The sequence below is a fragment of the Trinickia sp. NRRL B-1857 genome (assembly GCF_050470685.1).
Classification (GTDB): domain Bacteria; phylum Pseudomonadota; class Gammaproteobacteria; order Burkholderiales; family Burkholderiaceae; genus Trinickia.
In genome coordinates this window covers 1,854,670-1,875,417 of record NZ_JBFLUK010000001.1, presented here as the reverse complement: position 1 = coordinate 1,875,417, position 20,748 = coordinate 1,854,670, and the positions used below count along the sequence as shown (strand labels likewise).

The following is a 20,748-nucleotide window of genomic DNA, read 5'->3' as shown; positions in this document are numbered from 1 at the left end:
ACCGCGTTTGCCCTGGCCGCTGCTTGAGGCTACGCGCCTTGGAACTCACGCCGGTAGTTCGACGGCGTCGTCTTGAATGCCTCGGCGAAGTGCTGCCGCAGCGAGACGGCCGAGCCGAATCCCGCCGCTGCGGCGATTGCGTCGACGCTGTCGGCGGTCGTTTCCAACAATTGCTGCGCGCGCGATAGGCGCGCCGCCAAAAGCCATGCTCCCACCGTGGTGCCGGTCGCTTCCTTGAAGCGTCGCGTGAACGTGCGCCGGCTCATCAAGGCGCGCTGCGCCAGCGAATCGAGCGAATGCGGCGCGCTCAGATTTTCCCGGACCCAATCCAATAGCGGCGATAGCCGCTCGTCGCGCGCCCGAACGCCGATCGGCTGCTCGACGAATTGCGCTTGGCTTCCTTGGCGATGCGGCGGCACGACGAGCCGTCTGGCGACGTAGTTGGCCGCCTGCGCGCCACAGCGGCGCCGCAGCAGATGCAGGCAGCAATCGAGGCTCGCGGCGGTGCCCGCCGACGTCAGCACGTCGCCGTCGTCCACATAGAGCACGGCGGCATCGACGCGTACCGCCCGATAGCGGGCAGCGAACCGCTCGGCCCACGCCCAATGCGTCGTCGCGGGACGTCCGTCGAGGATGCCGGCCGCGGCCAGCGTGAAGGCGCCTAGACACAATCCCACCATTTGCGCCCCGCGCGCGTGAGCCTCGCGCAATGCGGCGGTCAGCGCGTCGCTCGGCATCTCGAGCGCATTGTGCCAACTCGGCACGATCACGATATCGGCGGCGGCAATCGCCTCGAGCCCATGCGGGGCGGCGATCGAAAATCCGGCGGTCGTGCGCAGCATGCCGGGCTCGACGGCGCACACGCGCACGTCGAAGCGCGGCACGCCGCCCGCGCCGTAGTCTTCGCCGAAGACGATACAGGGCACCGACAGATGAAACGGGCTGATGCCGTCGAACGCGACGACGGCAATGACGGCGGGCGAGGGCGAAGTGAGCGTCATGGAGAAGGGGCCGGCGAGAACCGAGTCTAAACAGGCGCTTGTACGATTGGCCCGATTATATCGATGAATGGCACTCGGGCCGCTGTCGACGGCGAAGCGATCCGGGAACAATGACACCCATGCCGTTACCGAGCACTCGCAGCAAAACGATGCGAAGCGACGTACCCGGCCCATTATTCAAAGGAGAATCGCCATGTCCACGTCCCCCCGCCGCGCCCTGATCGTCATCGACGTCCAAAACGAATACGTCACGGGCGGGCTGCCGATCGAGTACCCGCCCGTGCAAGATTCGCTGGCCAATATCGGCCGCGCGATCGATGCCGCGCACGCGCACGCGGTGCCCGTGATCGTCGTCCAACACATCTCGCCGCCCGACGCGTCGCTCTTCGCCCGCGGCTCGCACGGCGCCGCGTTGCATGCGGTCGTGGCCGATCGCGCCTACGATCATCTCATCGAAAAAACGCTGCCGAGCTCGTTCGCGGGGACGGATCTGGCCGATTGGCTCGCGGCGAACGCAATCGATACGTTGTCGGTCGTCGGCTATATGACGCAAAACTGCAACGTGTCGACGACGCTGCATGCCTCGCACGCCGGCTTCAAGGTCGAATATTTGAACGATGCGACCGGCGCGCTCCCTTACGAGAACGACGCGGGCTATGCAAGCGCGGAGGAAATCCACCGCGCGTTCACCGTGGTGATGCACGCGCGGTTCGCGGCAGTCGTGAACACCGGCGATTGGATCGACGCCGTCGCGGCCGGCAAGCCGCTCGCCGGCGGATCGATCGGCGCGTCGAACAAAAAAGCGCGTGAGCGCAACCGGGCGCCTGCCTCGGTTCAATGACGCGCGCCGTCTCGGCGTAGCGCTCGGCTCGTGCGCAGCGCGTCGATGCAGGCGTCGATAAACGCGTCGATGTGCGCGGCGAAGTCTTCTTGCGCGGGCAGCAGCAACGTGTCGCGCAAGAAGCCGCCGATGAACGCGTGCAAATACAACGCGCTGCGGCGCGTATCGAGGTCGGCCGGCAACTGCCCATGCGCGACGGCGAGGATCAGATCGTTCTCGATCTTGCCCACGCCTTCGCGCATGCTCGTCTGATGGCGCTCCTTGACGGGGCCCATCTCGTCGACGAACTCGCACTTCAAAAACAAGATATCGAAGACGCGTCGCCGCCGCGGATCGCTCGTGGCGGCCTGCAAGCACCACTTGAGGACGGTGGCCAGGCGCGCAAGCGGATCGTCGCTGGCCGAATCCGCCGGCGGCGCGCCAAGCTCGTCGAGCGGCAGCAGCACGCGATCGAACATCGCGGTGAACAAATCCCCTTTGTTTTCGAAGTGCCAATAGATCGCGCCGCGCGTGACGCCCGCCTGCGTGGCGATGTCGGCTAGCGACGTGCGCGATACCCCCTTGTCGTAGAAGACCTGCTCGGCCGCGTCGAGAATGCGATCGCGGGTGCGCTGGGCCTCTTCCTTCGTTCGTCTGACCATGTCTCGCTATGTGCGCGTGAGGGCGGCAGCCGGCCGCTGTCGGTCCGTTGCTACGAGTTCGCGTGAAATGGCAAGCGACCGTAGCCCCGGAACATCGTGTAATGTGCGTCATTTTACATACAGTCGAGAATGTATATAAAATGCGCGTCTGTGTTGGAAGTGCCCTAACCGAAATCGCGGGTATTATCGTCAGTCGTTTGCGCGCGAATCCGTTTCATGTGCCGTCTTTCGTGCGCTTCTTGCGCGGCCCGCGCAGCGCCATACGCAAGGTATGGCATCTGAGCCGGCGCCCATCGACTTGCTCAAGCGTTTGCGACGACACGTCGCGCCGCGCGCCTCGCGGGGGAAGGGGCGCGACAGGATCATTTTGTTCCCAGCTATAGACCAGAGGTCGCTCCATGCGTGTCCAACCGGTTCCATTTCGCTTAATCTGCGCCGCCACCGCGGCCGTGGCGCTCGCAGCGTGCGGACAGAAGCCGTCCGCGCCGCCGCAGCAAACGCCCGAAGTCGGCGTCATCACCGTCCAGCCGAGTTCGGTGCCCGTGGTCACCGAGCTGCCGGGTCGTACGAGCGCGTTCCTCGTCGCGCAAGTGCGCGCCCGTGTCGACGGCATCGTGCTGCGGCGCGAGTTCACCGAAGGCAGTGAAGTCAAGGCCGGACAACGGCTCTATAAGATCGATCCCGCGCCGTACCAGGCCGCGCTGAACAGCGCGAAGGCGACGCTCGCGAAGGCGCAAGCCAACCTCGCGACGACAACGGCGCAAGCCAATCGCTACAAGGTGCTCGTCGCGGCGAACGCGGTCAGCAAGCAAGACTACGACAACGCGGTGGCCGCTCAAGGGCAAGCCGAGGCCGACGTGGCCGCAGGCAAGGCCAGCGTCGAGACCGCGCAGATCAACCTCGGCTACACCGACGTCGTCGCGCCGATCTCGGGCCGCACCGGCGTCTCGCAAGTCACGCCGGGCGCGTATGTGCAGGCGAGCCAAGCGACGCTGATGGACACGATCCAAGAGCTCGATCCGGTCTATGTCGATCTGACGCAATCGAGTTTGGACGGCCTGAAACTACGGCGCGACATCCAGGAAGGGCGCTTGAAGACGAGCGGTCCCGGCGCGGCGAAAGTCACGCTGATCCTCGAGGACGGCCGCCCCTATCCGCTGCCCGGAAAACTGCAATTTTCCGACGTGACCGTCGATCAATCGACCGGTTCGGTGACGATCCGTGCCATCTTCCAGAACCCGAACCGCGTGCTGCTACCGGGCATGTTCGTGCGTGCGCATATCGAAGAAGGCGTGAACGAGCACGCCATGCTCGTGCCGCAGATCGGCGTGACGCACGACCAGAAGGGCAGCGCGATTGCGCTCGTCGTCGGCGCCGACGACAAGGTCGCGCCGCGCGAGCTCGTGACCTCGGGCATGCAAGGTCCGAACTGGGTCGTCGACGGCGGCCTGCAAAGCGGCGATCGCGTGATCGTGCAGGGCACGGAGAAAGTGCGGCCCGGCATGCAAGTGAAACCGGTCCCGGCGCAACTGCCGGCGGCCGCGAGCGGCGCGCAAGGGGCCCCGGCCGGCGCGGCCGCGCCGGCCTCGGGTGCTTCAGCGCCCGCCGCCTGATAACGGAGAGCCCGCAACAATGGCTAAGTTCTTTATCGATCGACCGATCTTCGCCTGGGTGATCGCGATCATCCTGATGCTGGCGGGGGTTGCGTCGATCTTCAATTTACCGATCGCGCAGTACCCGACCATCGCGCCGCCGTCGATCCAGATTTCGGCGAGCTACCCGGGTGCGTCGGCGAAGACGGTCGAAAACACGGTCACGCAGGTGATCGAGCAGCAGATGAGCGGTCTCGATCACCTGCTGTACTTGTCCTCGACGAGTGACGATTCGGGTACGGCGACGATCACCCTGACGTTCGACGCCGGCACGAACCCCGACATCGCCCAGGTGCAGGTCCAAAACAAGTTGTCGCTTGCGACGCCGCTGTTGCCGACGGTCGTGCAGCAGCTCGGCACGAAGGTGACGAAGTCGAGCAGCAGCTTCTTGCTCGTGCTCGCGTTCGTCTCCGAAGACGGCAGCATGAGCAAGTACGACTTGGCCAACTACGTCGCGTCGAACATTCAGGATCCGATCAGCCGTCTGAACGGCGTCGGTACCGTGACGCTGTTCGGCACGCAGTACGCGATGCGGATTTGGCTCGACCCGAACAAGCTGACGAACTACAGCTTGACCCCGGGCGATATCGTCACAGCATTGCAACAGCAAAACGTCCAGATCGCGGGCGGTCAGCTCGGCGGCACCCCCGCCGTCCCGGGCCAGATGCTGCAAGCGACGATTACGGAGCAGACGCTGCTGCGTACGCCGGCGGACTTCGGCAACATCCAGCTGAAGGTGAACGCCGACGGCTCGCAGGTGCGCATCAAGGATGTCGCACGCATCGAACTCGGCGGCGAAACGTATAACTTCGACACGAAGTACAACGGTCAACCGACGGCCGGGATGGGCATTCAGCTCGCCACGGGTGCCAATGCGCTGCAAACGGCCAAGGAAGTGCGCGCGAAGATCGACGAATTGTCGAAATACTTCCCGCACGGTCTCGTCGTGAAGTACCCGTACGACACGACGCCGTTCGTGCGCCTATCGATCGAGGAAGTGATCAAGACGCTGCTCGAAGGGATCGTGCTCGTCTTCCTCGTGATGTATCTGTTCTTGCAGAACCTGCGCGCCACGTTGATCCCGACGATTGCCGTGCCGGTCGTGTTGCTCGGCACGTTCGCGATCATGAACGCGGTGGGCTTCTCGATCAACGTGCTGTCGATGTTCGGGCTCGTGCTCGCGATCGGTCTGCTCGTCGACGATGCGATCGTGGTCGTCGAAAACGTCGAGCGGGTCATGAGCGAGGAGGGGCTCTCGCCACGCGAGGCGACCCGCAAGGCAATGGACCAGATCACGGGCGCGCTCGTCGGCGTGGCGCTCGTGCTGTCGGCCGTGTTCGTGCCGGTGGCCCTCTCGGGCGGCTCGGTCGGCGCGATCTATCGCCAGTTCTCGCTGACGATCGTTTCGGCGATGGTGTTGTCGGTGCTCGTCGCGTTGGTTCTGACGCCGGCGCTGTGCGCGACGATCCTCAAGCCGATCGCCCCGGGCGAGCATGCGGCCACGACGGGCTTTTTCGGCTGGTTCAACCGCACGTTCGACCGCGGCCGCGACAAGTACCACCGTGGCGTGCATCAGGTGATCCGGCGCTCGGGCCGCTGGCTCGTCATCTACCTGGCCGTGATCGTCGCGGTCGGCCTGTTGTTCGTTCGTTTGCCGAAGTCGTTCCTGCCCGAAGAAGACCAAGGGCTTATGTTCGTCATCGTGCAGACGCCGACGGGCTCGACGCAGGAAACGACGGCCCGCACGCTTGCGAACATCTCCGACTACCTGCTCAAGCAGGAGAAGTCGCTCGTCGAATCGGTGTTCACGGTGAACGGCTTCAGCTTCGCGGGGCGCGGCCAGAACTCGGGCCTCGTCTTCGTCCGGCTGACCGATTTCGGCAAGCGGCAACATGGCGATCAGAAGGTGCAGGCGATCATCCAGCGGATGTTCATGCACTACGGGGGCTATAAGGACGCGATGGTGTTCCCGGTCAATCCGCCGTCGATCCCGGAACTGGGCACGGCATCGGGTTTCGACTTCGAGTTGACCGACAACGCGGGCCTCGGGCACGACAAGCTGATGGCCGCGCGCAATCAGTTGCTCGGCATGGCTGCCCAGAATCCGACGCTCATGGGCGTGCGGCCGAACGGGCTGAACGACACGCCGCAGTTCAAGGTCGACATCGACCGCGAGAAGGCGCAAGCACTCGGCGTGTCGCCGCAAGCGATCGACCAGACGTTCTCCGTGGCATGGGCGTCGCAATACGTGAACAACTTCCTCGATACGGACAACCGGATCAAGAAGGTGTACGTGATGTCCGATGCGCCGTTCCGGATGACGCCGGAGGACATGGGCCAGTGGTACGTGCGCAACGCGTCCGGTGGGATGGTGCCGTTCACGTCGTTCTCGTCCGGACACTGGACCTACGGTTCGCCGAAGCTCGAGCGCTACAACGGTATCTCGGCGATGGAAATCCAAGGCGCGGCAGCACCCGGCAAGAGTACGGGCCAGGCGATGCAAGCGATGCAGCAGATCGCGACGAAGCTGCCGACCGGTATAGGGTACTCGTGGACGGGTCTGTCGTACCAGGAAATCCAGTCGGGCTCGCAGGCGCCGATCCTGTACGGCATCTCGATCCTCGTGGTGTTCCTGTGCTTGGCGGCGCTCTATGAAAGCTGGTCGATCCCATTCTCGGTGATCATGGTGGTGCCGCTCGGCGTGATCGGCGCACTGGTTGCCGCGACGCTGCGCGGGCTCGAAAACGACGTCTTCTTCCAAGTCGGTTTGCTGACGACGGTCGGCCTCTCGGCGAAGAACGCGATTCTGATTGTCGAGTTTGCGCGTGAGTTGCAGCAAAGCGAAGGTATGGGGCCGGTCGAGGCGGCGATGGAGGCTGCGCGGTTGCGGCTACGCCCGATCTTGATGACGTCGCTTGCGTTCATTTTGGGCGTGTTGCCGCTCGCGATCAGTAACGGCGCCGGGTCGGCGAGCCAGCACGCGATCGGCACGGGCGTGATCGGCGGTATGCTCACCGCGACGTTCCTCGCGATCTTCTTCATCCCGATGTTCTTCGTCGTGATCCGCGCGAAGTTCGGCGGCGAGACGGAAGACGTGGACGAAGCGGCGCGCCTGGCCGAAGCGCACCATTCGGCGCCGCATGCGCCGAACGCGGGCGAGAAGAAGAACGGCGATGAAGGACACTGAGATGAAACGATATTCCTTGATTGCGATCGCCACCGCGGCACTCGCGGCGGGCTGCACGTTCCAGCCGAGGTACGAACGTCCGGCCGCGCCAGTCGCGGCCGCGTTCCCGGCATCGGGCGTGTATGCGACTCAACCGACGACGACCTCGGGCGACACGGCCGCCGGCCGTACCGCCGTCGATATCGGCTGGCGCGAGTTCTTCGCCGATCCGCGTTTGCAGCGGATCATCGAACTTGCGCTCGAAAACAACCGCGACTTGCGTGTCTCCGTCTTGAACGTCGAGGCGGCGCGCGCGCAGTATCGGGTTACGCGCGCGCAACTGTTCCCGGCGATCAACGCGCAAGGCACCGGGCAGGTTCAGCGTGCGCCGCTCGACTTGTCGCCCTCCGGACAAACGATTTCCCGCGAGTACCAAGTGGGCCTCAGCGCTTCCTGGGAGATCGATTTCTGGGGGCGCGTCCGCAGCTTGAAGGATCAGTCGCTCGAGCAGTATCTCGCGACGGCGCAGGCGCGCAAGGCCGCCGAGATTTCGCTCGTCTCGCAGGTGGCGCAGCAGTATCTGCAAATGGTCGCGGTCGACGATCTGCTTAAGATCACCGACGATACGTTGAAGACGGCCGAGTCGTCGTACGCGCTGACGAAGCTGCAATTCGATAACGGTACCGGCTCCGAACTCGATTTGCGGCAAGCGGAGACGATCGTCGAACAAGCGCGCGCGAACCGCGAGGCGCAGGCGCGCGCCCGCGCGCAAGCCGAGAACGCGCTCGTATTGTTGGTCGGCGAGCCGCTGCCCGACGATCTGCCGCCCGGTCGCAGCCTTGAAGATCAGCGTTTGCTGACCGACATCCCGGCGGGGTTGCCGTCCGATCTGCTGACGCGCCGGCCCGACATCATGCAAGCCGAGGCCACGCTGCGCGCGGCCAATGCGAACATCGGGGCTGCGCGAGCGGCGTTTTTCCCGCGCATTTCGTTGACGAGCACGGTGGGTACGGCCAGCCCGACCCTCGGCGATTTGTTCAAGGCGGGCTCGGCTGCTTGGACGTTCGCGCCGAATATCACGCTGCCGATTTTCGAGGGGGGGCAAAATCTCGCCAACCTCGACCTCGCCAACGTGCAAAAGCGGATCGAGATCGCCAACTACGAGAAGGCGATTCAATCGGCGTTCAGGGAAGTGGCGGACGGTCTCGCTGCGCGCAGCACGTACGATGCGCAGATTCAGTCGCTCGAGCGCACGACGTTTGCGCAATCGCGCACGCTCGATCTCTCGCAACTGCGCTATAAGAACGGCGTCGACAGCTACTTGCAGGTGCTGACCGCACAAACGAACCTTTATACGGTTCAGCAATCGCTCGTCAACGCGCGCGTGGCGCGACTCGACAGCCTCGTCAGTCTGTATGTCGCCCTGGGCGGCGGTTGGATTGCCAACACGGGCGACACGCCCCGGCCGGCCGACGCACCCGCGACGATCGGCGCCGCATCGGCACCGGCGGCCGCATCGGCATCGACCAAAACCACCGGCTGATATTGCGCGTTTATCCGGTGTCGGTCAGAGTCAGACGGCGAGCAGCGATGCTCGCCGTTTTTATTTGAATCCGCGCAACGTGCGACAAGCGTCAACTTGCCGCCACGCCGCCCCAAAGCGAACGAATGGCTGCGATCCCGTGGGCACCGGCCGCGCGCGCTTCATCGAGCGTCTGGGCGCTCATTCCGCCGAGCGCGAATACGGGGATCTCGGTGAGGGCGACCAACTCGCGAAACCGCGGCCAGCCGAGCGGCGTGGCCGTGGTATGCGTGGCTGTCGGCAACACCGGCGATACGGTGAGCAAGTCCGCGCCGATTCGGTTCGCGTGCAGGACCTGAGCGGCATCGTGGCAAGCGGCCGAAACCAGAAAGTTCGAGGGTAGCGGTCGGGCCGTGCATGCCATGAGCCGCGTGCTCGTCAGGTGAATGCCGTCGGCGCCCACGGCCTGGACGATGTCGACGGAGGCATTCAAAAGCAACCGCGCATCGTAGCGCCGGCATGCGATGAGCGCCTGCTCGGCAAGCTCGACGTACTGCGGCGGCGTCAGCGTTTTCGCGCGTAATTGCACGAGGCGAATGCCGTTTTTCAAGACGCGCTCCAAGTGCGCGACGAAGGCGGCCGGCAACGGGTCGGCCGACGGTTCGGGCGTAACCAAGTAGGTTTGCGGGAGAACGAACGATTGAGGCATCGGTTTAAGGCGAGGTCAACGAATCGAGGATGCCGCGCCCGTCGTTCGGGCGCGATCGCACTTTCGCAGAAGCGTACAGCGTTTTGCCTCTTCGACGAAAGCAGCCGCGACGAATTCCGCCGATCGGAGGGGATAGACGATGGGCCGGGGCTTAGAGCGCCAGCCGCGGGGCGACGTATGCGCCGTAGTCGGGGCCGATTCCCCAAGACTGGACGGGAATGCGATAACCGCCTACGAAATGTCCCTGGATGTATTTGCTGCTGCCGCCATACGAGCCGTCGACGTAAAACGCCGCGAACGCGACCACCGGCACGTAGCTATGCGAAATGATCTGCTCGGCGACGGGCACGACGATCGTGACACCCGTCGGCACGCTGCTGTAGATCGTGGTCTTGACGCCGGGCTCGATCCAAATGTTATCGCCGATGGAAATGGGCGAAGGATTGCCCGAAGCGATGAGACCGCGCACGGTCGGCACGTCGTTCGCGTTGATCAGAAACGACGTCCATTGCCCCGCTTCGCAACTCGAACCGTACAGGTGTCCATTGCCGATTTGGAATTCGTACGGCTTGCCGGTGCTCGGATCGATCGTCGGTTCGTTCGTCGTCGAGTCCCAGTATTCGTTCAGCACACATTGATCGATGACCATCGGAAATAGGCCGCCCGAATCCACGGTCGACGGCGCGGCGGCGACCGCAACGGCGGTCGCGCTCGCCGGCGCGCTGAGCACGTCGAGGAAGCCGCCCAGCAAGAGCGCTGCCGCACCGCCGTTCTGGCCCGCGCTGCGCGTGACGGTGACTTGCACGGCGGGGACGTCGTATAGACCCGGCGTGATCGTCTTCGCCTCAAGCGTCGAGGGCGAGCCCGTTAGATTCCAGAACCCCGTTTGGACCGTGCCGACGCTCAACGTGGCGCCGTCGGAAGCGTTGAGCGAAACCGCCGTGCTCGTTGCGCTCGCGGCGTCGGGCCAATCGGGCCCGCTGCTGCCGTCGATCAGTTTGGCGGCACCGGCGAGCGCAGCGGCATCGGCCGCGTTTTGCAATTCGTTGCGCACGGTCGCAACGCGCGGCAAGTCGACGGCGAATGCGCCGAACGTCAGCAAAATCGCCGCAGTGAGCAAAAACCAGAGCGGCACCGATCCGGCTTGTCGAGCGCGCGGTGCGAAGCGCCGCGAGCGGTGCCGCGTAGGCCTACTCATAGTTCATCACCGTCGTGGCGGAGACTGTCACCGGACCGGTCAACGAACTGAGCGCCGAACCCAATACGAGCCCGTCGTACGTGTAGGTGACGGTAACCTTCAGCGGGCTACCCGGCGAGGTACCCGCCGATTGGTCGACACTCACGGTCGGCGTCGTGGCCGTGCCCCCCGTGACGAGATTGTTCTGCGCATAGGCGAGCGCCACGTTCGACACTTCGCTCGACGTGAGCTGCGGTACGCGCACGACCACGCCGGCGCGCGCGGCCTCGCGGCTCGCATTCGTGATGACGGCCTTGTCGCAAAGCAGCAGGCTCGTATCGACGATGCCGAACAACACCGTCATCAAGAACGGAAACACGAGCACGAATTCGAGGGCGGCAACGCCACGCTCGTCGGCGGCGAGGCGAGCGACGCGGTTCATTCGAGTGCACCTACCCGCGAGATCGACTCGGACGGTACCGATTGAACGCTTGCCGTACTCCCACCGGCCCGGCCTGCGGTGCCGGCGCCTACTGACGACCACCGGTCGCGTAGTTTTCGATAGAAGAGCAGATTGTCTTCGGCCGAGGCCGCCGGCATGTCGGCCGTCAAGATGCTTTTCGCCGCTTGCGCGTTGCCGAGTACGCCATATGCCAAGGCCAAGTTCTCGCGTGCTTGTACGGGGGCATCGGGCAGGCCTGCAACGTCCAGCAAGACGTTCGCGCCTTCGCGCGCACGGTGGTCGAGAATCAGCGACAGTCCCAGATTCGTCTTCAAACCCTGCGCTTCGGGATGACGGGCGAGCGCCGCGCGATAAACGGCCTGTGCTTCGCCGTGCTCGCCTTGCAAATCCAATACGGCGCCAAGCCCTTCCGCAGCGGCGGCGCTGTCGGGATGCGACGCGGCGAGACGGCGATAGCGCACGAGGGCATCGTCGAGACGGCGTTCGCGTAGTGCGACGCGTGCCAGACCCAACTGCGCGCGTGGATCATCGGGCGCGCTCGCCGCGACGTGGGCATACAGCATGCCGGCGCGCGCGAGCTCCCCGATCTGATAGATCGCATCGGCAAGACCGAGCTGGGCTTGCAGCGAAGCGGGGTCGGCCTTCAGCGCCTTTTCGAAGAGCGAGATCGCGAGTTGCGTATCGCCGCTTTCGAGCGCGCTTTCGGCGATCTTCAGATCGGTGCTCTGATCGACGCCGCGGGTCGCCACGAGGGGCCGTGTTTCGATTCTCGGGCTGCTCGCGCAGCCGACGAGCGCGCAAGCGAAAAGCGCGGCGAGCGTGAGCGTGCGTATCGCGGGGTGCCGCAACGGCAAGGGGATCGAGTGCATGAAACCTCCCACGGTTATCTTCAGGTGCGGCTAGCTAGTGCTGATGAAACACCGCGAGCAATCGAATGATGGCCGGCCCCGCCGCGATCAACGCCACGGTGGGCATGATGAAAAGCATCATCGGCAGCGTCATCTTCGGTGCGAGCTTCGCGGCTTTTTCCTCGAGGGCGACGATTTGCATCGCGCGCTCGGTCCGCGAGAGCATGCGCAGCGATTGCGTGATCGGCGTGCCGTACTGTTGCGATTGCACGAGCGTCGTGACGAGGGCGCGCATCGACGTCAAGCCGATGCGCGCCGCCATCGCGTTTAGCGCGGTTGCGCTGTCGCCGCCGATTTGCAGCTCGTCGGCGGTGAGCGACAACTCGTCGGCAAGCGCCGGGCAGATCGCGCTCAACTCGCTCGCGACGCGTTTGATTGCGACGACAAGACTATTACCCGCGTTCGTGCAGATCACGAGTAGATCCAGCGCGTCGGGCAGCGCGCCGGCGATCGCACGCTGGCGGCGCTTGATTGCGGCGCCGAGCACAAGCTCGGGCAGCATCATGCCGATGACGAACGCGGCGGCCATCATCAACAGCCGCAGCACGAAGTAGCCGCCGATACGCGGAAGGTGCGGCGCGAGCACGATGGCGCCCACGGCGAGGCAGGCGCCGCATACGAGCTTCAACCCCGCGAGGATCGACACCGCCCGGGCATCGCGAAAGCCCGCGCTTGCCAGGCGCGCCGCGAGTTTGCCCCGCTCGGCCGCATCGAGGATCGGCATGCGCTCGCCGAGCGTCGCCACGCGATGGGCGAGTTGCTGCGGGACGTTGCGGCCTGGCGCCGCGCTCGCGCGCGCGATGCCGTGCCGCATGCGCTGCGCGATGCGCGAGCGCGCGCTCGCGCCGCGCAGCACGAGTACGAACGTCGCCAGCGCCAGTAACGCGACGAGCCACAGATCCATCCAGACGTCGGTCAGCTTCATCGAGAGGTATCCAAGTTGGCGATTCTGCGGATCGAAACGAGCCCGATCGTGAGCAGCACCGCGGCGAGCGTGAGCATCTTGTGCCCCGCGCGCGTCGTGAACAGCAACGAGACGTAAGGCCGGTTCACCACATAAAGAAAGCCCATGATGAAGAACGGCACGCCCGAAATGATCTTGCTCGAGATCCGCCCTTCGGCCGTGAGTGCCTTGGTTTTGGCGCGTATGTCGCGCCGGCTGCGAACGATGCCCGCGAGGTTTTCGAGGGTTTCGGCGAGATTGCCGCCCGTTTCGCGTTGCAGGACGAGGCATACGGCGAAAAAGGAAAAGTCGGCCAGTTGCAGCCGCTGCGCGGCTTGCTCGAGGACTTCCTTGACGTCGGCGCCGACGAGCAGCGCATCGCCCATCGTGCGGAAGGTCGAGCGCACGGGCTCTTCGCTTTCGACGCCAGCCGTGCAAATGGCTTGCACGGCGGGGATCCCGGCTCGCACGGCGCGGACGATCAGGTCGAGCGTATCGGGAAACACGGCCAAAAAGCGCTGTTTGAAGCGGGCGATGATGAACAGATACATCGTCCGCACCGCGATGACGGCTACGAGGATGCACGCGCACAGCCGAATCCAGAGCGCCAAGCCGGCCAGCGATGCCACGCCGAATGCGATTGTGCTCGCGAGCAAGGCGACGATGACGATGGCGCGCACGCCCGCGCGCCCGGCCAGCGTTTCGACGCGCTGGCGCTTCGCTCGCAGCCACGCTTGCAACGCGGGCTCGTCCTGCGCATGGCGATCGAGGCTCACGAGCTGGTGCGACGGCTTTTCGCTGGGCGAGGTGCGGCTCGCGGCATGGGTGTCGCGCAGCGCCCCCATACGGCGCTTGATCCGCGGCGCCGGCCGGCGCCGCAGCATCTCGCGCAGCGAACGGGCGATCAAGCCTAAGATAACGATGGCAAAGAATGCGCCGGCGGCGACGACGTCTGCGGGCCTCACGATTGCATCGCTCCGATCAGTTGCTCTTCGAGTCCGTAATACGCCGCGCGCTGCGCGAACGCCGGACGCAGCGACGACGATTCGAACGTGCCCCGCACCTGTTCTTCGTACGCGCTTGCGTTGAATCGAAACGCGAACAGGTCCTGCGTGATGACGATATCGCCCTCCATGCCCGAGATTTCGGTCACGCGCGTGACGCGGCGCATGCCGTCGCGCATGCGCTCGACTTGCAAGATCATGTGCACGGCGCTTGCGATCTGACGACGGATCGAGATCAGCGGCAGGTTGCCGTTCGCCATCATCACCATGCTTTCGAGCCGCGTGATCGCATCGCGCGGCGTGTTCGCGTGGATCGTCGTCATCGAGCCGTCATGGCCCGTGTTCATCGCTTGCAGGACGTCGAAAGCCTCGGTGCCGCGCGTCTCGCCGAGAATGATGCGGTCGGGACGCATCCGCAACGCATTGCGTACGAGATCGCGCTGCGAGATGCCGCCGAGCCCTTCGCTGTTCTCGGGACGCGTCTCCAAGCTCACGACATGAGGTTGCTGCAACTGCAATTCGGCCGCGTCTTCGATCGTCACGATGCGCTCGTGCGGATCGATGAAATTCGAGAGCGCATTGAGCAGCGTCGTCTTGCCCGAGCCGGTGCCGCCCGAGATCACGATGTTAAGCCGGCAAGCGCTCGCGATGCGCAATACCTCGACCATCGCGGGCGAGATGTTGCCTTGCTGCGCCATGCGTCCGAGCGTGATGTTGCGTTTGGCGAATTTGCGGATGGAAATCGATGCGCCGCGCAAGGCGATCGGCGGCAGCACGACGTTGACGCGGCTGCCGTCGGCAAGCCGGGCGTCCACGAGCGGGCTGCTTTCGTCGACGCGCCGGCCGACGGCGGCAGCGATGCGCTGCGCAACGTTGACGACGTGTGCGTTGTCGCGAAACTTCAGCGGCGTGAGCTCGAGCCGGCCGGCGCGTTCGACGTAGACCTGGTCGGGACCGTTGACGAGTATGTCGGTGACCTTTTCGTCGGCGAGCAGCGGTTCGATCGGGCCGACGCCGAACATATCGTTGAGCATCTCGTCGACGACGAGGGCCTGCTCCGCGAGCGTGATCGTCAAGCGTTCGCGGGCGATCGTCTCGGTGGCGATCTGCTCGATGCCTTCGCGTACTTGCGCGCGCGACATCATCAATGCCGCCGACATGTTCATCGAGGCGAACACGGCCGTGCGAATCGTCTTGAACGTGTCGGAGCGAATCAACGCCTCATGGCGGTCGGCGGGGAGCGAGGGGGGCGACGAAGGTGCGCGCGATTCGTGCTGTGCCGCACCGGCCGGCGGCGGCGGACTAGGCGTGCTGGGTGCGCTCGGCGTGCGCTGCCGTGCGTCATCGGCCGCAGGCGCCGCGTACCGCTCGGATACGGTCGCGTCGATCTGCTCGGCTTGGCTCCCGACCTCGACGCTTGCCGGCGACTCGAACGCCGAGGCATGGCTGCGGCGCCCGAACATCAGACGGCACTCCGTTTCGACAGCAGCCGCACGTACCACGGCGAGCGTGCGGCGACGGCCGGCGCGTCGGAGCCCGTGATCGCATCGGCGAGCGCCACCACGGCGCGCGCGAATCCCGAGTGTTTGCCTTCGGCAATCGCCTCGCCGAGATTCTCGGCGAGCGCCAGCGTCTGCGGCTCGTAGGGAAACTCGTGCACCGATGCGCGCCCGAGCGCGTGGACGAAATCGGCCTGCGCGACGCGCCCCCGAACGGGCTGCTGCGCGTTGTTCAGCAACACGGATACGGCGGCATTCGCGGGACGGCCTTCGGCGAAGCGACATAGGCGCGCCGTTTCTCGCGCGGCATGTACGGAGCGGTCGGATACGACGTGGATCGTCTCGCAGGCGTCGAGCGCTTCCTCGACCCAAGCGCCGGCTCGCTGCGGCAGATCGAGCACGACGTAGTGGAAATGGCGTTTGAGCGCCGCGACGAGTTCGCTAACGGTCCCGGGACGGAGCACGAGCGGTTGATCGTAGGGCAACTCTGCGCCGAGCACGAACAGACGATCGCTTTGCGCCACGACGGTTTGATGGATCAATTGCTGATCGAGCCGTTGCGTGTTTTGCAGCAGCTCCGCCAGGCCGTTGTTCATAGCGATGCCGAACAGGGATGCGGCCGCGCCGCCGTGCAGATCGAAATCGACGTATGCAATGCGGCGCCGCGTCTTGTCGGCGAGGTGCCGCGCGAGCGCCGAGGCGATCGTCGTTACGCCGACGCCGCCGCGTGCGCCGATGAAGCCGATCGCCTTGCCGGCGCGCACGGAGGTGGACGGATCGGCCGCGCTCAAGGCGCGCTGCACGAGCTCGACGGTGAGCGGCTTAACGAGATAGTCCTGTACGCCCATGCGCAGCAGCGAGCGGAACAATCCCACGTCGTTGCGATCGCCGACGACCACCACGCTCACCGACGGATCGACGACCTCGGCGAGCCGCATCAGATCGGATACGGGCATCGCCGAACCGGAGACGTCCACGAGTAGATGGCGTGGCGCGTGCGGCAGACCGCGCATCAATTCGATGGCGTCGCCGATCGTTCCACGCGTGACGTAGGCGTGGGCGATGCCTTGGTCGAGCATCAGATTCTTGGCGACTTCCTCGCTGCTCGCATCGGCCAGTACCGCGATGATGCGGTCGGTCGCGAGCGGCTGCGCGCGGCGGGTATCGGAGCGGAAATCGAAGGCACCCATGGCGTGGCGTCCTAGTGGTTCTCGATGATTCTCAATGGGTGACCGAGCGCGTCGTCGAGGTCGAGCGCAACGCCTGCGCGCGGCCCTCCTCATACGCGCGCACGGCACTGGCGCCAAGCGCCGCGTCGGCACCGGCATACGGGAGCGGCGCGACGAGATCGGCCGGGCGCGCGAGCATCGCGGCCAGATTCGAATAGGTCGCGCAGCCGAACTCGACGCCGGGCCGGCCTCGACCCGCGTCGATCATGTGCGAGGGCTGATTGAGCCGGTCGCATTGCGGTGGGATGGCGTGCCCGCCGTCGGCGGCGGTGAAGCCGATGACGGAGTCGTCGGGCATGCCGAGCGGCGGATGTTCCGACATGCAGCCCGACAGCCCCGTGCCGAGCGCGACCGTCGCGGCCGCGCAGACGATTCGTAGAACTAAGCGATTGCGCATCGACGCTCTCCGGTCAATAGACGAAGCCGGCCGCGCCGACGAGCCGCGGCGCGTCGCCCTCGAGCGGATCGAGACCGAGCGTACGCTGTAGCGCGAACTCGATATCGCTGCTCGGGTGCGTGACGCTATCGAGCGCGTCATGCGCTTGCCCGGGACCGACCGGCTGCACGATATAAGGCGTCACGATGACGACGACTTCCGATTTGTTGTTCAGATAGTTTTTCGACGAAAACAACTTGCCGAGCACGGGCAGCCGGCTCAGGCCCGGCAACTCGGAGAGCACGTCGCTGCTGTTGCTTTGAAGCAGCCCGCCGATCGCGAAGCTTTGGCCGCTCGAGAGTTCGACCGTCGTCTCCACGCGGCGCACGGTGAGTGCGGGAACCTTGATCGAGCCGGTCGTGACGCTGTTGCTCGGATCGATCTCGCTGACTTCGGGCCGCACTTTCAGGCTGATGCGGTTGTTGGCGAGTACTGTCGGCGTGAAGTCGAGCGAGACGCCGTATGGCTTGAATTCGATCGTGATCGCGCCCGTCGTGTCTTGGGCGACGGGGATGGGAAACTCGCCGCCGGCCAAGAAGCTCGCGGTTTGGCCCGACATGGCCGTGAGATTCGGTTCGGCGAGCATCGTGATCAAGCCTTCCTGATCGAGCGCGTCGAGCACGCCGTCGATCGAGGTGTTGCCCGCATGGAAGCCGCCGAGGATGGAGAACGCGCTCGTCGCCGGCAGCGTGAATAGTTTCGAGGTCGGATCGAGGACGGTGCTGCCGCCGTTGAATAGGCCGGCCACGAAGTTGCCGCGCGAACCGAGTGCGCTCCAATTGATGCCCAGTTGCTGGGTGACGTTGCGATCGACTTCGGTAATGCGCACGCGAAGGTGGACTTGGATCGGTTGCGCCAACGTCAGTCGATTGACGAGCGTTTCCTCGCCGTGCAGATACGGTTTCAACGTTTGCGCGACGGCGTCGGCATCGGCGGCGCTTGGAACGTGTCCCGTCACCATCAGCGAGCCCGGTGCGCTCGTTACCGTGAGACGCCATTGGGGGAAGCGCGCATCGAGCAGCCGCTGGATCGATACCGTATCCATCGCGACGTCCACGGTCTTGCGCAGAATCGGACGGTTGTCGGCGCCGAGCGCGAACAGGGTCGTGGTGCCGGCCTTCTTGCCGAGCACGAAGACGCTGCGCGCGTTGGGAACGTGCACGTCGGCGACATCCGGGTCGGCTACGAACACGGCCACGGCCGGAGCGGGCAGTTGCACAAGCTCGCCGCCGCCTGCGGGTACGCGCAGTACGCCGTCGGGGGTGCCCGCCGCGTGCGCGAGCGTCGCCGCCAGCGCACACCAGGCCCAAGCGCAGGCGAGCAGGGCGAGGCGCACGGCCGAGCGGCGCGATGAGCGGGAGCAAAAATGCGATGAAAAGCGATTGGGACCAGACATCGTTAGAAATCCTAAGCTGCGGGATGAATGCTCGTCGCGGGGGCCGGCGTCGAGCCGGTCGTGGCACTCGGCGCGGCAGGCGGCGCGCCGGAGGGCAGCGGCGGTATCAAGCCGGCCGAGCCGTTCGGTAGGCCCGACAGATCGTTGCCGTCCGCCTCGCTTTGCTTCGATCCGCGATAAACGATGACGGGCCGCGCGCTCGAGCTCATACGCGACGCTGCCGTGTGCGGCCCGCTCTGCGCGCCCGCGGTCATCGCCCGCAACCCGCGCGAAACGTCGCGTGCCCAGACGGGCGCCGATTGCGGCTCGATGACGTCCTCGGTCTGCGGTTGATTGCGATCGCGCGTCGCGAAGCTGCGCAGCGCGAGCGAGAGCGAACCGAGGTGAGCGGCCACCGTCACGACCTCGGCGCTGCGCGGCGTAACCTCGAACGTCACGGTGCGCGCGCGGGCATTGGCGGGGCTCTTTTGCGTGTCGTCGTCCTTCGGACGCTTGAATGCCGAACCGACCGCCAGCACGCGCACGCGTTCGGCGACCGTCTCGGCTTCGACGGTCCGGTCCGGGTTGCTCGGTGCACCGGAAGCCGTCGCGATTTGCTGCGTGAGGAGCACGTCGACATAGTCGCCCGGCTCGATGAGGCCCGCGTTACCCGACACGTCGTCGATCGCGACCGAAATCGCGCGCATGCCGGGTTTGAGGGCCGCCGCGAGAAAGCCCGGCGAGCTTGGGGAGATGACGTCGGCCGGCCCGAGCGGCGTGCCGGCATGCACGGCGTGACGCAGCAAATCGCCCTTCAGATCGTTGACGTCGGGTTGCCCTTCGACGAGTGCGCCGGCCGGTACGTCCGAGCGAGGAACGCTCTTCCAGACGAGATCGCTGTCGCGCAACAGCAGGCCGTCGGGCAGGTCGGCGGCGGCTGCGCGAATGTGGACCGTCGGCGCGGGTTTGGGCGGGGACGGGCGAGAGGCGGTGACATAGAGCGCGCGCAACACCACGGCGCCGATCGCGGCGACGATGATGAGGCCGGCAAGTCTCAGAATGTTTTGCATGACGACGGCGTTCCGTTATATGAGCCGTGCGTGAATCGAGGGCAGCCATGCCGCTTGGTGGAGCGGTACGGTATGCGCATGAGCGAGCGGCAACCAGATGGCGGCGATGCCGCCGGCGGCCAACGCGACGCCGTACGGTACGCCGCGCGCGGGCGCGAGCCATTCGAACGCGGCAGGCGGGCTTGCGCCGTGGCGTGCTCGGCCGTAGGCGAGCTGGGCCAGCGCGATGATCAGTCCGCAGAACGAGACCACGAAGAACACGGCGCTCGCATACGAGGGGCCGGTCCACAGGAACACCGCGGCGAACAGCTTCGCGTCGCCGCCGCCGAGCCATCCCAAGCGCAGCAGCAAGGCGCCGAATACGAGTGCGCCAACGCCGATCGCGATGTGAGCTTCAAGCGCGGCGCGACTTTCGCCGGCGTACCGCGCATGCAGAAAATACAGGGCCGCATAGGCCGCGACCACCGCATTGGGCAGGCGCCGCCGACGCAGGTCGGAGATGGCCAGTATCGACAAGGCGGCGCAGGCAACGGCGTCGATCCAATCCATGAGCATTTGCCTTTCGAGCGATAAGGGCCGCAATAGGCCCAGCGGAGCCGTTCGGCGCTGACGCCGAACGGCTTGAAGAACTCACTTGCCGCTGGCTTGAACTGCCGTCACGTTGTTGATCAAGTTCTGGAAGAGATTGGGCAAGCCGCCCGTGCCGCCGAAGATCGCTCCCGCAGCCGCGACCGCCACCACGACGATGCCGGCCAAAACCGAATATTCCAGCGCGCTGACACCGCGCTCGTCGCGCGAAAGGAACCGTAGGAAACGCAACATTATTAGGACTCCTTAATAATAGACGAAGGGCCAGAGTGGACCACTTTCGCAACGGGGGTGGGAGACGAAAGCTCCCGAATGTGTTTACGGCAATCGTTTGCGCGGATTTAGCCGCGTTTGCAGGAGACCTAAATTTCTATCGATGAAACGAATCGTCTGAATAAATTGCAGACGATCGCAATCGATGATTGAGCCCTTATGGGGAAAGGGTTTGAAGAGAGCAGGAGGCGCGGCCGCGCAATCGTCGGATGAATTTCGTTAGGTGTAAACGATAGTCAGTTCTGCTAACT

Annotated in this window: 19 protein-coding genes; 4 read left to right on the top strand and 15 right to left on the bottom strand. The window is 65.2% G+C overall.

Annotation, left to right across the window (positions count from 1 at the left end):
- Window positions 1-29 precede the first annotated feature (29 nt).
- The gene (locus AB1286_RS08345; RefSeq protein WP_430362824.1) at window positions 30-1,001 is read right to left on the bottom strand and encodes a GlxA family transcriptional regulator; all 972 of its coding nucleotides are present in this window, start codon (window positions 999-1,001) and stop codon (window positions 30-32) included.
- A gap of 193 nt (window positions 1,002-1,194) precedes the next feature.
- Here AB1286_RS08345 and AB1286_RS08340 point away from each other — a divergent pair, with 193 nt between their 5' ends.
- Window positions 1,195-1,842 carry a cysteine hydrolase family protein gene (locus AB1286_RS08340; RefSeq protein ID WP_430362823.1) on the top strand — a complete coding sequence of 216 codons (648 nt, stop codon included), beginning with the start codon at window positions 1,195-1,197 and terminating at the stop codon, window positions 1,840-1,842.
- On the opposite strand, the gene AB1286_RS08335 is transcribed toward AB1286_RS08340, so the two are convergent.
- Entirely contained in the window at window positions 1,836-2,483 is a 648-nt protein-coding gene (locus AB1286_RS08335) for a TetR family transcriptional regulator (protein WP_430362822.1), read from the bottom strand. The genes AB1286_RS08340 and AB1286_RS08335 overlap by 7 nt on opposite strands.
- Window positions 2,484-2,881: 398 nt before the next feature.
- Here AB1286_RS08335 and AB1286_RS08330 point away from each other — a divergent pair, with 398 nt between their 5' ends.
- The 3 genes from AB1286_RS08330 to AB1286_RS08320 are packed head-to-tail and all read left to right on the top strand — an operon-like array spanning window position 2,882 to window position 8,844.
- Complete coding sequence (locus tag AB1286_RS08330; protein WP_430362821.1) at window positions 2,882-4,096, top strand: efflux RND transporter periplasmic adaptor subunit; 1,215 nt, start codon at window positions 2,882-2,884, stop codon at window positions 4,094-4,096.
- A 19-nt stretch (window positions 4,097-4,115) separates the two neighbouring features.
- The gene (locus AB1286_RS08325) at window positions 4,116-7,322 is read left to right on the top strand and encodes an efflux RND transporter permease subunit (protein ID WP_430362820.1); all 3,207 of its coding nucleotides are present in this window, start codon (window positions 4,116-4,118) and stop codon (window positions 7,320-7,322) included.
- 1 nt (window position 7,323) lies between these two features.
- On the top strand, window positions 7,324-8,844 hold the full coding sequence (locus AB1286_RS08320; RefSeq protein WP_430362819.1) for an efflux transporter outer membrane subunit: 1,521 nt from the start codon (window positions 7,324-7,326) through the stop codon (window positions 8,842-8,844).
- A 91-nt stretch (window positions 8,845-8,935) separates the two neighbouring features.
- Here AB1286_RS08320 and AB1286_RS08315 read toward each other — a convergent pair whose 3' ends face one another.
- The 13 genes from AB1286_RS08315 to AB1286_RS08255 form a co-directional block, all read right to left on the bottom strand.
- Entirely contained in the window at window positions 8,936-9,532 is a 597-nt protein-coding gene (locus tag AB1286_RS08315) for a thiamine phosphate synthase (RefSeq protein ID WP_430362818.1), read from the bottom strand.
- A 151-nt stretch (window positions 9,533-9,683) separates the two neighbouring features.
- Window positions 9,684-10,730, bottom strand: coding sequence for a TadG family pilus assembly protein (locus tag AB1286_RS08310; protein WP_430362817.1), 1,047 nt, complete (start codon window positions 10,728-10,730; stop codon window positions 9,684-9,686).
- Window positions 10,723-11,151 carry a TadE/TadG family type IV pilus assembly protein gene (locus AB1286_RS08305; protein ID WP_430362816.1) on the bottom strand — a complete coding sequence of 143 codons (429 nt, stop codon included), beginning with the start codon at window positions 11,149-11,151 and terminating at the stop codon, window positions 10,723-10,725. Before AB1286_RS08305 ends, AB1286_RS08310 begins: the two co-directional genes overlap by 8 nt.
- Entirely contained in the window at window positions 11,148-12,041 is an 894-nt protein-coding gene (locus AB1286_RS08300; protein ID WP_430362815.1) for a tetratricopeptide repeat protein, read from the bottom strand. Before AB1286_RS08300 ends, AB1286_RS08305 begins: the two co-directional genes overlap by 4 nt.
- A gap of 34 nt (window positions 12,042-12,075) precedes the next feature.
- The gene (locus AB1286_RS08295; protein WP_430362814.1) at window positions 12,076-13,005 is read right to left on the bottom strand and encodes a type II secretion system F family protein; all 930 of its coding nucleotides are present in this window, start codon (window positions 13,003-13,005) and stop codon (window positions 12,076-12,078) included.
- Window positions 13,002-13,988, bottom strand: a complete 987-nt coding sequence (locus AB1286_RS08290) for a type II secretion system F family protein (protein ID WP_430362813.1) — start codon at window positions 13,986-13,988, stop codon at window positions 13,002-13,004. The genes AB1286_RS08295 and AB1286_RS08290 overlap by 4 nt, the downstream gene beginning before the upstream one ends.
- Window positions 13,985-15,490 carry a CpaF family protein gene (locus tag AB1286_RS08285; RefSeq protein WP_430362812.1) on the bottom strand — a complete coding sequence of 502 codons (1,506 nt, stop codon included), beginning with the start codon at window positions 15,488-15,490 and terminating at the stop codon, window positions 13,985-13,987. The genes AB1286_RS08290 and AB1286_RS08285 overlap by 4 nt, the downstream gene beginning before the upstream one ends.
- Window positions 15,490-16,716 carry an AAA family ATPase gene (locus AB1286_RS08280; RefSeq protein WP_430362811.1) on the bottom strand — a complete coding sequence of 409 codons (1,227 nt, stop codon included), beginning with the start codon at window positions 16,714-16,716 and terminating at the stop codon, window positions 15,490-15,492. The genes AB1286_RS08285 and AB1286_RS08280 overlap by 1 nt, the downstream gene beginning before the upstream one ends.
- A gap of 31 nt (window positions 16,717-16,747) precedes the next feature.
- A complete protein-coding gene (locus AB1286_RS08275) occupies window positions 16,748-17,152 on the bottom strand; it encodes a CpaD family pilus assembly lipoprotein (protein WP_430362810.1) in 405 nt (134 codons plus the stop codon).
- A gap of 13 nt (window positions 17,153-17,165) precedes the next feature.
- Window positions 17,166-18,587, bottom strand: coding sequence for a type II and III secretion system protein family protein (locus AB1286_RS08270; RefSeq protein WP_430362809.1), 1,422 nt, complete (start codon window positions 18,585-18,587; stop codon window positions 17,166-17,168).
- 11 nt (window positions 18,588-18,598) lie between these two features.
- A complete protein-coding gene (gene cpaB, locus AB1286_RS08265) occupies window positions 18,599-19,636 on the bottom strand; it encodes a Flp pilus assembly protein CpaB (RefSeq protein ID WP_430362808.1) in 1,038 nt (345 codons plus the stop codon).
- Window positions 19,637-19,651: 15 nt separating this feature from the next.
- Window positions 19,652-20,185 carry a prepilin peptidase gene (locus tag AB1286_RS08260; protein WP_430362807.1) on the bottom strand — a complete coding sequence of 178 codons (534 nt, stop codon included), beginning with the start codon at window positions 20,183-20,185 and terminating at the stop codon, window positions 19,652-19,654.
- 81 nt (window positions 20,186-20,266) lie between these two features.
- A complete protein-coding gene (locus AB1286_RS08255; RefSeq protein WP_430362806.1) occupies window positions 20,267-20,458 on the bottom strand; it encodes a Flp family type IVb pilin in 192 nt (63 codons plus the stop codon).
- Window positions 20,459-20,748 lie beyond the last annotated feature (290 nt).